Below are 13029 nucleotides of genomic sequence, written 5' to 3'. Positions count from 1 at the left end.
AAGTTAAAATAGGAATATTAAAAGCATCACAAAATCTGATAAAACGAGAGGCTTTATCGGAGGCATTAATATCTAAACAACCAGCTAATACTTTTGGTTGATTAGCAATAATACCTATAGAATGACTATTTAATCTGGCAAATCCAGTAATGATATTTGTGGCGAAATAAGATTGGGATTCAAAAAAGTCCCCTTCATCTACAATATATTTTATTACATCTTTCATTTCATAAGGTTTATTAGGATCTACCGGCACAATATTTAATAAAGCCTCTTCCATTCGATTAGGATCATCCTTATTTTCTACTATCGGAGGATTTTCTAGATTATTAGAAGGGATAAAACTGATCAATTTTCTTACCATCTGATAAACTTCTTCTTCATTCTCAGCAGCAAAGTGAGCTACTCCACTCTTTACATTATGAGTCATTGCTCCCCCTAACTGCTCTGAGCTTACTACCTCACCGGTAACTGCCTTTATAACTTCTGGTCCAGTAATATGCATTATCCCTATATCCTTTACCATAAATACAAAATCCATTATAGCAGGAGAATAAACTGCTCCTCCAGCAGCCGGCCCAACAATTATGGATATTTGGGGAATTACTCCTGAGGCAATAGTATTTCGATAAAATATTTGCCCATAGCCACTTAAAGAATCCACTCCCTCTTGAATACGAGCACCACCAGAATCATTAATACCGATACAAGGTGCCCCCATCTTCATAGCCATATCCATTATTTTGCATATCTTTTTAGCATGCATTTCTCCTAAGGAACCGCCCATAACCGTGAAATCTTGAGCAAAGACATAGACCAACCTTCCATCAATAGTCCCATAACCAGTTACTACCCCTTCTCCAGGAGCTTCTACTTTATCCATATCAAAATTAATGCATCTATGCTCAACTAAAAGGTCCTGCTCTACAAAACTATCTTTATCTAAAAGGAAGTCAATCCTTTCTCGAGCAGTAAGTTTACCTTTCTCATGCTGAGCTTTTATTCTTTTCTCTCCGCCGCCTGCCTTTGCCTTTTCTTCTTTTTCTCTTAAAGTTTTCATTAAATCATTAATTGAAACTTCCATTAAATTATCCTACCACCTTTCTCCAGTCCTGTCAGGATAGGGTCCTTTGACAGGTTTATATAGTACTTTTTTGTAGGGGGCGGATTTATCCGCCCCGATTCCTTGCGGGTTCGATAAATCGAACCCCTACACCACCTATTCAATTCTATCCGCTAAACGCTAGAATACAAGATACGAATTAGACTCAGACGGGTTCGATACCTGCCTGTGCGTGCCTGCCTGTGCGTGTCCGCACGCAGACAGGTTCGCACGCAGACAGGAATCGAACCCCTACTCATCACTCATCACATATTACTATTTTCTACTGACTTCTATTTTCTCTACTCATTTCTTTCGCTTAATTCAATAAGAATTCCATTAGTACTCTTAGGGTGTAAAAATGCTATCTTAGTTCCGCCTGCACCATATCTTGGCTTTTCATCGATCAATCTAATTCCATCCTCTTTCAGTTTTTCTAATATCTTTTCAAGATTATCCACTCTAAAAGCGATATGTTGAATTCCTTCCCCCTTTTTTTCGATAAATCTCGCCACAGGACCATCAGGTGAAGTAGATTCTAATAATTCTAACTCACTATCTCCTAAGGGTAAAAAGACAACTTTAACCTTTTGTTCTTCTATAATTTCTTCTCCGACAACTTTTAGACCAAGTATATTGCTAAAAAGCTCACTGGTCTTTTCAATACTTTTTACAGCAATTCCAATATGATCTATCTTTTTAATCATTTATTCATACCTCCTTGAGTATAAGAATGTATTAATATATTTGATAGTTTCTTTACTGCCGTATATGGATCTTCTTCACGTTTTACTATCTTAGCTGCTATCTTATTCAAAAATCCATTATTAATCGAAGACGAAAGTATTTCCTTCCATTTTTCCTGGATAAGGTCAAATATCTCTTTCTTAGCACTCTCCTGACGTCTTTGTTCTAACTCTCCACTTTCATTTAGATATTTTAGATGATTATTAATTTCCTGTAAAAGTTCTTGTATTCCAATATTATCTATAGCTATAGTCTTTAAAACAGGTGGACGCCATTTGCTTTTTGGGTTGAAATCCAACATCATTTCTATTTCGGTCACCAAACGTTCACAACCTTCTTTATCCGCTTTATTAACTACCAGGATATCTCCAATTTCCATTATCCCGGCTTTTATGATTTGAATGTCATCTCCCATCCCTGGCATGGTAATTAGTACTACCATATCAGCTACTTTAACTATCTCAACTTCTGCTTGACCTACTCCCACTGTTTCAATGAATATTATATCCTTACCTAAAGCATCTAAAATCCTAACCGTTGATTGGGTTGCTGGGGATAGTCCACCTAAATTGCCCCGCGTACCCATACTTCTTATAAAAACACCCTGGTCAGTACTTAAATCTTGCATTCTAATTCTATCTCCTAATAATGCTCCCCCCGTAAATGGACTGGTAGGGTCTATAGCTACAATTCCTACAGTTTTACCCTGCTTACGTAAACTTTTAGTCAGTTGATCAGTTATGGTGCTTTTTCCTGCACCAGGAGGGCCGGTTATACCAATTACTAAAGCATTGCCGGTATAACTATACAGCTCTTTTAAAATATTTTGAGCCTGGTTAAAATCATTTTCTGCTAAAGTTATTAGCTTGGCAGCAACTTTACGATCACCATTAATTATTTTTTCTATCATCTCCATAAAACACATATCCTAAAAGTAAAAACTTAAAACGACCTGTCTGCGTGCAACGCACAGGCAGAGAAGCGAAAAACTATAATTCAAAATTCAAAATTTGTTTATTAGTTTTAAGCTTTGCACTTTGGTTTTGCGTATTGCGTATTGCGCTCTTAGCTTTACGCTATCATTTATTTTACTTTTTCCTGAATAAATTTAATTATATCCTTAGTATTAGTCCCGGGAGTAAATACTTCGGCTATACCGATTTTTTTAAGTTCATAAATATCTTCTTCCGGAATTACTCCTCCTCCAATTACGACTATATCTTCCACCTTATTTTCTTTTAAAAGTTCCATTATTCTTGGAAAAAGATGGGTATGGGCTCCTGACAAAATACTTAATCCTATAACATTTACATCTTCCTGGATAGCAGTTTCAACGATTTGTTCAGGAGTTTGTCTTAATCCGGTATAAATTACTTCCATTCCAGCATCCCTTAGGGCTCTTGCTACAATTTTTGCCCCTCGATCATGGCCATCTAGACCAGGTTTAGCTACTAGTACTCTAATCTTTTTTTTATCCATATTTTAAAACCTCTACCTTTTAAAGCTTTATTGACTCTTTATATTCACCAAATATTCCTCTAAGTATAGTGCAAATTTCCCCGAGCGTAGCATATGATCTAACACAATCAAGAATAAAAGGCATTAAATTAGCTTCTGTTTGAGCAGCTTTTTCTAATGCATTTAAAGTTGCTTTTACTTTATGGTTATCTCTGCTTTCTTTTAGTTTTTTAATCTTCATTAATTGATGATGTTCAACTTCTGGATCGACTTTTAGTAGACCTTTAGGTGGTTTTTCTTTAATTCTAAATTTATTTACTCCTACTACTATTCGTTTGCCTTCTTCAATCTCTTCCTGATATCGGTAGGCACTATTCTGAATCTCTTGTTGCATAAATCCCTGTTCAATGGCGCGGGAAGCACCACCTAACTTATCGATTTTTTCAATATATTTTAATGCTTGCTTTTCAATATCATTAGTTAAAAATTCAATATAATAAGATCCAGCTAAAGGATCAATTGTTTCAGTTACGCCAGTTTCGTATGCTAAAACTTGCTGAGTTCTAAGAGCAATTCTTACCGAACCCTCAGAAGGTAAAGCCATAGCCTCATCTCGAGAATTAGTATGAAGAGATTGGGTTCCCCCTAATACTGCTGCAAGAGCTTGCATGGCAACTCGGATAATATTATTGTCTGATTGCTGAGCAGTTAAAGTACACCCAGCGGTCTGAGTATGAAACCTTAGCATTAAAGATTTTTCATTTTTAGCTCCAAATCTCTCTTTCATAATCTTTGCCCATAACCTACGAGCTGCTCTAAATTTTGCTACCTCTTCCAATAGATCATTATGAGCATTAAAGAAGAAGGATAACCTGGGGGCAAAATCATCTACCTTTAATCCAATATTTATAGCTGCTTCGACATAAGCTATTCCATCAGCTAAAGTAAAGGCTACTTCTTGAACTGCCGTTGCTCCTGCTTCTCGAATATGATATCCACTAATACTAATGGTATTCCATAAAGGCATTTCTCGAAAACAAAATTCAAAAATATTAGTAATTAATCTCATGGAAGGAGCTGGAGGAAAGATATAAGTTCCTCGAGCAATATATTCTTTTAAAATATCATTCTGAATAGTTCCTTTAAGTTTATTTAGAGAAACCCCTTGTTTTTCTGCTACTACAATATACATAGCTAAAAGTATATTGGCTGGAGCATTTATGGTCATTGAGGTACTCACTTTATCTAAAGGAATCCCATCAAATAGCATTTCCATATCTTTTAAGGAATCTATGGCTACTCCTACTTTTCCTACTTCTCCCAGTGCCATAGAATGATCCGAATCATATCCAATTTGAGTGGGTAAATCAAAAGCAACACTTAATCCGGTTTGTCCTTGTTCTAGCAAATATTTATAACGCTTATTTGATTCCTCGGCCGTACCAAAACCTGCATATTGACGCATGGTCCATAGTCGACCTCGGTACATAGTTGATTGAACGCCACGGGTATAAGGATATTGACCAGGAAAATTTAACTGTGTATTATAATCAAATTCTTCCAAATCTTCAGGAGTATAGAGTCGAGCAACTTCTTTCCCTGAACCAGTAACAAACTTATCTTTTCTTTCAGAAAAAAATGGTAGAGTGTTTTTTAAAGTATTACTCTCCCATTTTAGTCTTGATTTTTTTATTTTATTTATCTCCTCTGCATTGAACATTTCACACCTCTCAATTATTTAGTACAGTATATAGTATTTCCTTCGGGATCGATTCGTCGAGACCCAACCATACTAAACTAAAAATTTACAGCGAAAAACCATAATTCAAAATTCAAAACTTTTTATTTGCCTTGTCTTTTAATTTAATTTTAAGTTTTAAGCTTTGGTTTTACGCTTTACTTTATATACCACTTTGTTATGCAATTTTTTTTTAATATTTTAAATTGTAAACAAAAATATTTATCAAATTAACATTTATACCAGTTATATATTCTAATTCCCTTTTAAGGTTTTCTTGAATTTTTAATCCGACTGAAGGGATATTTTCTCCATATCGAAGTATTAGATTAATATTGACCAGAATGCCTTCCTCCTGGATATTGATTTGGGACTTACCCAATTCTACAACTTCTTTAAAATCTTTTAGAGTATAAACAATTATATCTAAAATTGCATTTTCAGATACATATAACTTCCCATAATAACTAAATGGTGGTCTTACTATTACCCTCTCGCCAATTTTTTTATTACTATATCTACGTTTATAAAATATCTCTAATGATTCCAATATATTTACTGGAAATTTTCTCTGCACTTCAATTCCCGGTAAAGGGATAACATGTCTACCCTCTTTTAACCTACTGAGTTTTGCGTCTTCAATTTCTTTTTCTGTGGAAATATCTTCAATTTTTAAAATCCTCTTAAAAGGAGGCAATCCTAAAGTTTTAATAATTTTATCTATCATTCTAACTGAAGTTCCTATAACCAATATCTTAGCTGGTTTAGTTTTTTTTATGGCCTCCATTACTTCTTGAGCATGAGTAGTCTCTTCAAAAATAGCTCTTCTAATAGCCTGAATTCTGTTCTTTTCTTTTTTGGCAGAATATCCAGCTAATATCTTATCTTTCCTAATTAAAAGTCCATCATCGATTATATAGTTTATATTATATTTATGAGCAACCAACAGGGCTTTATAACTTTTCCCCGTCCCACTTCCCCCTATTAAGGCAAATATTTTCATTTTTCTTTACCTCGTACTAGCATTTTTTGTATATCGTATAGCGAGTAGCGTTTAGCGTATAGTTAAATAAGCATTTGTAGGGGGCGGATTAATCCGCCCCGCATTTTTACGGGTTTGATAAATCAAACCCCTACACATCACTCATTACATATTACTATTTTATTCTGGCTACTGACTCCTATTCTCTTCACGAAATACGAGATACTAGATATTATATACTAAATTTTTCTTGAGTATTTTTAATTAAAAATTTTTATTTCTTAGGTTTTACCCAGCCTCTTCCTTCTATTGCTTTAGCCACTCGTAGAATAGAGATAAAATAAGCTGCATCACGAGTATAGCATTTCTTTTCCCTGGCTAAATCTGCTACCGTTTTAAAAGCACCAGTCATAATATTATTCAATTTTTCCAAGACCTCATCTTTTGGCCAATAATAATTCATATTATTTTGAACCTGTTCAAAATAAGAAACAGTTACCCCACCAGCATTACAAAGAAAATCAGGTATAACATAGATACCTTTCTCTTTTAATACTTCATCTGCTTCTAAGGTAGTAGGAGAATTAGCTGCTTCAGCATACAGCTTAACTGAATCAAAATTAATCTCATTTACATTATCCTGAGTGACCGATTGACCTAAGGCTGCTGGAATAATAACAGTTACTTCTTTCTTTAACCAGGCATCACCAGCTTCTTGTTTCCAACCAAAAGATTTAGCCTTTTGGGGATCAATAGTTCCAAATTTATCTAAAGTACCAGGGGCAAATAAATTTTTAGGATCAATCCCTTTTTCACAACTATAAGTATAGGCTTTTTTAGCATTAGAATCCCAACAAGCAACCGCTACTACTTTGCCGCCATATTGGACAAATTTCTCCACCGCATAACAAGCAACATTACCTGCACCTTGAATAGAAGCAGTAGCAGCTTTAAAATCGATACCCAATCTCGAGAGAGCTTCTCTAACACAATAAATCACTCCGTAACCAGTAGCTTCAGTTCTGCCTAAAGAACCTCCTACTCCTACCGTCTTACCAGTAACAAATCCAGGTTTCCTGCTTCTAGTAATAGTATCATATTCATCCATTATCCAGAGCATATCCTGGGGATTAGTAGCGACATCTGGGGCAGGGACATCCATTTCTGGGCCAACAAAATCATAAACTCTTCTCACCCAACCCCGGCAAAGCCTTTCAGTTTCTCTAGCGGACAATTCTCTCGGATCCACGATGATTCCACCTTTAGCTCCTCCTAAAGGGATATCTACTACCGCACATTTCCAGGTCATCATAGTAGCTAAACTTCGTACCATATCAATGGTTTCATCTTTAGCGAAACGGATCCCACCTTTGGCAGGCCCCCGTGCAGTAGAATGTTGAATTCTAAAACCAGTAAAGGTTTTAGTAGTACCATCATCCAGATCTACCGGAATAGTACATTGTAATTGCCTTTCCGGTTCTCTCATAAATGCTCGTAAGGCAGGATCAAGATTAAGTTTCTCTGCATTATGATCAAATTGAGCCTGCACCATTTCGAAAAGATTCATTTCTTTAGACATTTTATTAAAATCCTCCTAAAAATAATTTTATTACGCTTTACATATTTTATTTTTTTCTCAAACTCTTACCCAAAGATAAAAATTCGTTGATTGCTCTTGCGGCTATTTTGCCATCTCCTACTGCTGAAATTACCGTAGCTGAACCCCGAACTATATCTCCGCCAGCATAAATTCCTTCTTTGGTAGTAGCTTTAGTCTTTTCATCAGTTATGAAATAACCCCATTTATTAGTTTCAACTCCAGTGGCACTTCGAGCTATGATGGGATTGGCAGAAGTACCGATAGCATCAATAACCATATCTACTTCAATAGTAAAATTAGAATTTTCAATAGCTCTAGGACTCTTTCGGCCTGATTCATCAGGTTCACCTAATTCCATCTTCAGACATTCCATTCCGCTTACCTTGCCTTGCTTATCTCCTAAAATCTTAACCGGAAGAGTGAGAAAATTAAATATTATGCCCTCCTCTTCAGCATGATTTACTTCTTCATCTCGAGCTGGCACCTCTTTTCTTGACCTTCTATAAACAATATAAGATTCCTCTGCTCCCAACCTTAAAGCAGTACGCGCCGAATCCATAGCTACATTTCCTGCACCGATAGTAGCTGCTCTTTTTCCAATTTTAATAGGTGTATCATATTCGGGAAAGGCATAAGCCTTCATTAAGTTGGAACGGGTAAGAAATTCATTAGCAGAATAAACATCATTAAGATTTTCACCGGGAATATTCATAAATCGAGGCGCACCAGCTCCATTAGCCAGGAATATAGCATCAAAATCTTGAGCTAATTTATCTACACTAATGGTTGCACCAACTATAAGATTAGTTATTACTTTCACTCCTATTTTTTCAATTTCATTTATTTCATATTTTACGATCGATTTAGGTAGTCTGAATTCTGGAATACCATAAATTAGCACCCCTCCTGGTTTATGAAGTGCCTCAAAAAGGGTTACTTTATAACCTAACTTAGCTAAATCAGCCGCACAAGTAAGTCCGGCTGGGCCAGAACCAACTATCGCTACTTTTTGATTCTTTCTCTTTAATTCTGGTAATCTCCCGTGGACGTTATTCTCTCGAGCCCAATCCGCGACAAAGCGCTCTAATCTGCCAATAGCTATAGGTTTTTCCTGTTTTTGCAAGATACAGTATTTTTGACATTGCTCTTCCTGAGGACATACCCTCCCGGTTATAGCAGGAAGATTATCGGTCTTTAGTATTTCAAAATAAGCTCCAGCAAAATCTTCCTCCACAATCTTGGTAATAAATTGAGGGATATTAATCTCAGCTGGGCAACCCTGCATACATTTAGGAATTTTACACTGGAGGCATCTTTGGGCTTCATAAATAGCTTGTTCTTTGGTATAACCTAAAGGGACTTCTTTGAAATTATAAATCCTCTCTTTAGGCTCTTGTTCAGGCATAGGCACTTGAGTTCTCTTCATTCTTTCTTTAATCGGTATCATCTCCGCCATTATTCTGTCTCCTTTCCATATCTACAGGTATGAGTAGGTTTATGGTAAATTCCCCAAGATTTTTGTTCCTGCTCTTGGTAGCGAGTCAATCTATTGGCAAATTCTGACCATTCTACCAATTGTCCATCAAATTCAGGGCCATCGGTACAAACAAATTTGGTCTCCCCATTAATAGTAACTCTACATGAACCACACATTCCGGTACCATCTACCATAACAGAATTTAAACTAACTATAGTCTCTACCGAATATGGTTTAGTAGTCTCACAGGTTACCTTCATCATTATTGCTGGGCCAATAGTCCATACTTTCTTTATTGATTGATCCTTATCTAAGATCTCTTTTAAGACTTGGGTAACAAAACCTTTTCTCCCATAACTACCATCATCAGTAGTTACTATCAATTTTGAAGAGGCTTTCTTTATCTCTTCTTCCATGATAATGAGATCTTTGGTTCTGGCTCCAATTATAGAGATAACTTCATTACCGACCTCTTTTAAGGCACGGGCAATGGTATGGATACAGGCGATTCCTGTACCTCCACCTATAGTTATTACTTTTCCATAAAGGGCAATCTCAGTCTTTTTACCTAATGGTCCAATGAAAGAATATAGTTTATCTCCTTCTTTTAAAGTAGAAAGTTCTTCGCTAGTTTTACCTACTATTTGAAAAACAATCCGAATTAATCCTTTCTCTCGATCAAAATCGGCTACCGTTAAGGGAATTCGTTCTCCTTTTTCCTGGATCATCAAAATTATAAATTGACCAGGTTGGACCGATGAAGCTACATCTGGGGCTTCTATCCACATCGAATAGATAGTATCATGTAATCTTTCCTTTTTAATTATCTTATACATTTTTCCTCCCCAATTTTATTAGTATTTATCTTCGCATTTTTCTGATTTTAGATCTTTAGCAATATCAAATCCTAAGAGTAAGGCCTTTTCATTTACTTCTTTTACTTTGGAAGGAACTCTGGCACAAACAGCCTTTTTAATGGCTTCTGTTGAAACTACTTCGGTTAATCCTACAATTATTCCTAAGGAAATAATATTGGTAACTAATTTAGTTCCTAATTTTTTCAGGGCAGTCTCAGTAATGGGAAATTGGTATACCTTTGCAGAGATAGAAGGAATTTGGGTTACCATTGAAGAATCAGCCACTAAAATACCATCTTTAGTTAAATTTTTAACGTACTTATCGCAAGCTGCTTGGGTTAGGGCCAAAAGGATATCCGATTTTATAACTTTAGGATAATCTATTGGATTATTACTTATAACTACCTCTGACCTGCTAGCTCCTCCTCTGGCTTCTGGCCCATAAGATTGGGTTTGGACTGCTTCTTTTCTGTCATATATGCCAGCTGCTTCTGCCAGGATAATACCGGCTAAAATTAATCCCTGGCCACCAGCTCCACTTAAACAGATTTCAATCCTTTCTTTCATTATTCATTACCCCCCATTTTTTGAGCTTTTTTGATGATCTCATTATATCGTTCATTATATTCTGGCCTATCTATATCCAAAAATTCACCAATAACAAATTTCTCCTTCCTTTCCTCTACAGAAAGGTTCTCCCAAGCTTTTTTAGAAACAGCTATATCTTTTATCCATTTTAGCATCTCTACCGCTGTGCGCATTTTATTCATTTTACCAAAAGATATAGGGCAATCAGATATCATCTCTACTACTGAAAATCCTTTTTTATCTAAAGCTTTCTTCATTAATGAAATTGATTGTCTAACATGATAAACTGTTCCTCGGGCTACATAACTTGCCCCTGCTGCCATAGCCAGACTGGTTAAATCGAAAGCTTGGTCAATGTTCCCATAAGGGGCAGTAGTACCAAACCTACCGGTAGGAGTAAGAGGAGAATATTGTCCTCCAGTCATTCCATAAATCATATTATTAATAATGATGGCAGTCAGGTCAATATTGCGTCGAGCAGCGTGGATAAAATGGTTTCCTCCAATAGCAGAGCAATCACCATCTCCCATAACTACCACTACTTTTAAATCAAGATTAGCCATTTTTATTCCGGTGGCAAAGGGTAAAGCCCTACCGTGAGTGGTATTCATACTGCAAAAATCTACATAACCAGTAATTCGGCTGGAACAACCTATGCCAGAAATCATTACAATTTTATCTCTATCCCACTTTAAATCATCTATAGCCCGTATTATAGCTCCTAATACGATACCATTTCCACATCCAGGACACCACATATGAGGAAACATCTCTTCTCTAATATAATCATCAATTACTGTCTTCATTTGCTTATCTCCTCCTGAATTTTCCCTAATATTTCTATCGGATTAATTAATTCACCATCCACTCGGCTGTAAGATACGACTCGACATCTTCCTTGAGCAGCTCTTTCTACCTCTAACACCATCTGTCCTAGATTCATCTCTGGAACGATAATTAAATCAACCTGTTGAGCCAATCTATTTACTTCTTCAAAGGGGAAGGGCCAAATGGTCAATAATTTTAATAATCCTACTTTTAGTTCTTCTTCTCGAGCTAATTTTACCGTCCTTTCAGCAGCTCTTGCCACCGAGCCGTAAGCAATTAAAGCAATCTTAGCATCATCTAAAAAATACTTTTCATTAATTATAATATCCTTCACATTCTTCTGAATCTTATTATGTAAACGCCTTATAAAAGCATCTATTTCTTGGGAGTTAGAAGTAGGTAAACCTTTATAATTATGAATTAAGCCAGTTATATGATAACGATACCCTTCACCAAAGTTAGCCATAGGTGGGACTCCATCTGAATCGGGTTTAAAAGGTAAATATTCTTCGGGTGGAACAGTAGGTTTTTTCCTATCTATTACTTCAATATCTTTTTGGGTCGGTATTTCTACTTTTTCTCTCATGTGGGCAATTACTTCATCAAGAAGTAAAATAACCGGAGTTCTATATTTTTCACTAAAATTAACTGCTTTAATGGTTAAGGTGAGAATTTCATTAACGGTAGAAGGAGCCAGGGCTATAATGGGGTGATCTCCATGGGTACCCCATCTTGCTTGCATCATATCACCCTGAGAAGGCTTAGTAGGTAAGCCGGTACTTGGCCCTCCTCTTTGAACATCTACTACTACACAGGGTATTTCATTTATAGCAGCAAAACCTATATTTTCTTGCTTCAGACAAAACCCCGGTCCGGAAGTAGCAGTTAATGATTTTAATCCAGCTATAGAGGCACCAATTACCGCAGCCATACTGGCTATCTCATCTTCCATCTGAATGAATTTTCCTCCCAGGCGGGGCAACCTCCGAGCCATCCCTTCGGCTATCTCTGTAGAGGGGGTAATGGGGTAACCAGCAAAAAATCTAACTCCTGCTAATATTGCTCCCTCAACACAGGCTTCATTCCCTTGTAATAACTTTATATTTTTTTCCTTTTTTAAATTATTCATCTTTCTCTTTCACTCCTTCTACTGTAATAGCAAAATCTGGGCATCTCAATTCACAAAGGTTGCATTTTATACAAGCATCAATATTTTCAGGGATAGGCTTCCCTTGATTATCAGGAATTAAAACATCTTTAGGACAAAATTCGATGCAGATACCGCATGCTTTACACCATTCTCTGTCCACTGATATCTTTACTGAATTATTTTGGTAAATTTCTACTAATTTTTTCTGCTTCATTTTTTTTCTATCCTACCTCCTTCACTTTTAAGATCTAAAATGGCTAATTTTAACATATTTATAGAACCTTTATCGGGAACATAAATAAACTCAATAAGGGGAGTTTGGGGGGAAATTAATTTTTCTACTTCCTTTTTTCTTCCGGGAGAGGTGATTATAATATCTAAATCTGCTAAAAATTTCTTTAATTCATCTTTACTATTAAAGGTAGCAAATTTAAAACTTAAACATTTTATACCAGCTTTTCTGATAGATTGAAAAACTCTTTGAGCAAATTTATCGGTAATA

Annotated in this window: 13 protein-coding genes and 1 pseudogene; all 14 read right to left on the bottom strand. The window is 36.0% G+C overall.

Annotated features, from left to right (window positions below; genetic code table 11):
- The coding region (locus tag COZ07_RS04735) for an acyl-CoA carboxylase subunit beta (RefSeq protein WP_406607435.1) at nt 1–1084 on the bottom strand (1084 nt) is incomplete at its 3' end.
- Between the two features lie 320 nt (nt 1085–1404).
- Entirely contained in the window at nt 1405–1809 is a 405-nt protein-coding gene (gene mce, locus COZ07_RS04730) for a methylmalonyl-CoA epimerase (RefSeq protein ID WP_406607434.1), read from the bottom strand.
- Complete coding sequence (gene meaB / locus COZ07_RS04725) at nt 1806–2765, bottom strand: ArgK/MeaB family GTPase (RefSeq protein WP_406607433.1); 960 nt, start codon at nt 2763–2765, stop codon at nt 1806–1808. The genes mce and meaB overlap by 4 nt, the downstream gene beginning before the upstream one ends.
- Nucleotides 2766–2932: 167 nt before the next feature.
- Entirely contained in the window at nt 2933–3328 is a 396-nt protein-coding gene (locus COZ07_RS04720; RefSeq protein ID WP_406607432.1) for a cobalamin B12-binding domain-containing protein, read from the bottom strand.
- A gap of 19 nt (nt 3329–3347) precedes the next feature.
- Nucleotides 3348–5027 (bottom strand): methylmalonyl-CoA mutase, encoded by a 1680-nt coding sequence (locus COZ07_RS04715; RefSeq protein WP_406607431.1) that lies wholly within the window; start codon nt 5025–5027, stop codon nt 3348–3350.
- Nucleotides 5028–5238: 211 nt separating this feature from the next.
- Nucleotides 5239–6048 carry an Asp23/Gls24 family envelope stress response protein gene (locus COZ07_RS04710; protein ID WP_406607430.1) on the bottom strand — a complete coding sequence of 270 codons (810 nt, stop codon included), beginning with the start codon at nt 6046–6048 and terminating at the stop codon, nt 5239–5241.
- A gap of 253 nt (nt 6049–6301) precedes the next feature.
- On the bottom strand, nt 6302–7606 hold the full coding sequence (locus COZ07_RS04705) for a Glu/Leu/Phe/Val dehydrogenase (RefSeq protein ID WP_406607429.1): 1305 nt from the start codon (nt 7604–7606) through the stop codon (nt 6302–6304).
- Nucleotides 7607–7652: 46 nt separating this feature from the next.
- Nucleotides 7653–9083 carry an NADPH-dependent glutamate synthase gene (gltA, locus tag COZ07_RS04700; RefSeq protein WP_406607428.1) on the bottom strand — a complete coding sequence of 477 codons (1431 nt, stop codon included), beginning with the start codon at nt 9081–9083 and terminating at the stop codon, nt 7653–7655.
- Complete coding sequence (locus COZ07_RS04695; protein WP_406607427.1) at nt 9083–9940, bottom strand: sulfide/dihydroorotate dehydrogenase-like FAD/NAD-binding protein; 858 nt, start codon at nt 9938–9940, stop codon at nt 9083–9085. Before COZ07_RS04695 ends, gltA begins: the two co-directional genes overlap by 1 nt.
- Nucleotides 9941–9958: 18 nt before the next feature.
- Nucleotides 9959–10528, bottom strand: coding sequence for a 2-oxoacid:acceptor oxidoreductase family protein (locus COZ07_RS04690; RefSeq protein ID WP_406607426.1), 570 nt, complete (start codon nt 10526–10528; stop codon nt 9959–9961).
- The gene (locus COZ07_RS04685; protein ID WP_406607425.1) at nt 10528–11355 is read right to left on the bottom strand and encodes a 2-oxoacid:ferredoxin oxidoreductase subunit beta; all 828 of its coding nucleotides are present in this window, start codon (nt 11353–11355) and stop codon (nt 10528–10530) included. The genes COZ07_RS04690 and COZ07_RS04685 overlap by 1 nt, the downstream gene beginning before the upstream one ends.
- Entirely contained in the window at nt 11352–12506 is a 1155-nt protein-coding gene (locus COZ07_RS04680) for a 2-oxoacid:acceptor oxidoreductase subunit alpha (protein WP_406607424.1), read from the bottom strand. The genes COZ07_RS04685 and COZ07_RS04680 overlap by 4 nt, the downstream gene beginning before the upstream one ends.
- Nucleotides 12499–12741 carry a ferredoxin family protein gene (locus COZ07_RS04675; protein WP_406607423.1) on the bottom strand — a complete coding sequence of 81 codons (243 nt, stop codon included), beginning with the start codon at nt 12739–12741 and terminating at the stop codon, nt 12499–12501. Before COZ07_RS04675 ends, COZ07_RS04680 begins: the two co-directional genes overlap by 8 nt.
- Nucleotides 12738–13029, bottom strand: a pseudogene (locus tag COZ07_RS04670) (GntR family transcriptional regulator); the annotation flags it as partial. The gene COZ07_RS04675 and the pseudogene COZ07_RS04670, both read right to left, overlap by 4 nt.

The organism is Candidatus Infernicultor aquiphilus (genome assembly GCF_002784285.1).
GTDB classification, from domain to species: domain Bacteria; phylum Atribacterota; class Phoenicimicrobiia; order Phoenicimicrobiales; family Phoenicimicrobiaceae; genus Infernicultor; species Infernicultor aquiphilus.
The sequence above is the reverse complement of the archived record's forward strand: the minus strand, read 5'-3'. Positions and strand labels throughout refer to the sequence as shown.

Coding starts and splice junctions, on each gene's coding strand:
- COZ07_RS04705 (WP_406607429.1), bottom strand. CDS start 7,606: ATGTCTAAAGAAATGAATCTTTTCGAAATGGTGCAGGCTCAATTTGAT.
- mce (WP_406607434.1), bottom strand. CDS start 1,809: ATGATTAAAAAGATAGATCATATTGGAATTGCTGTAAAAAGTATTGAA.
- COZ07_RS04720 (WP_406607432.1), bottom strand. CDS start 3,328: ATGGATAAAAAAAAGATTAGAGTACTAGTAGCTAAACCTGGTCTAGAT.
- COZ07_RS04685 (WP_406607425.1), bottom strand. CDS start 11,355: ATGAAGACAGTAATTGATGATTATATTAGAGAAGAGATGTTTCCTCAT.
- COZ07_RS04675 (WP_406607423.1), bottom strand. CDS start 12,741: ATGAAGCAGAAAAAATTAGTAGAAATTTACCAAAATAATTCAGTAAAG.
- COZ07_RS04710 (WP_406607430.1), bottom strand. CDS start 6,048: ATGAAAATATTTGCCTTAATAGGGGGAAGTGGGACGGGGAAAAGTTAT.
- COZ07_RS04680 (WP_406607424.1), bottom strand. CDS start 12,506: ATGAATAATTTAAAAAAGGAAAAAAATATAAAGTTATTACAAGGGAAT.
- gltA (WP_406607428.1), bottom strand. CDS start 9,083: ATGGCGGAGATGATACCGATTAAAGAAAGAATGAAGAGAACTCAAGTG.
- COZ07_RS04715 (WP_406607431.1), bottom strand. CDS start 5,027: ATGTTCAATGCAGAGGAGATAAATAAAATAAAAAAATCAAGACTAAAA.
- COZ07_RS04695 (WP_406607427.1), bottom strand. CDS start 9,940: ATGTATAAGATAATTAAAAAGGAAAGATTACATGATACTATCTATTCG.
- COZ07_RS04690 (WP_406607426.1), bottom strand. CDS start 10,528: ATGAAAGAAAGGATTGAAATCTGTTTAAGTGGAGCTGGTGGCCAGGGA.
- meaB (WP_406607433.1), bottom strand. CDS start 2,765: ATGGAGATGATAGAAAAAATAATTAATGGTGATCGTAAAGTTGCTGCC.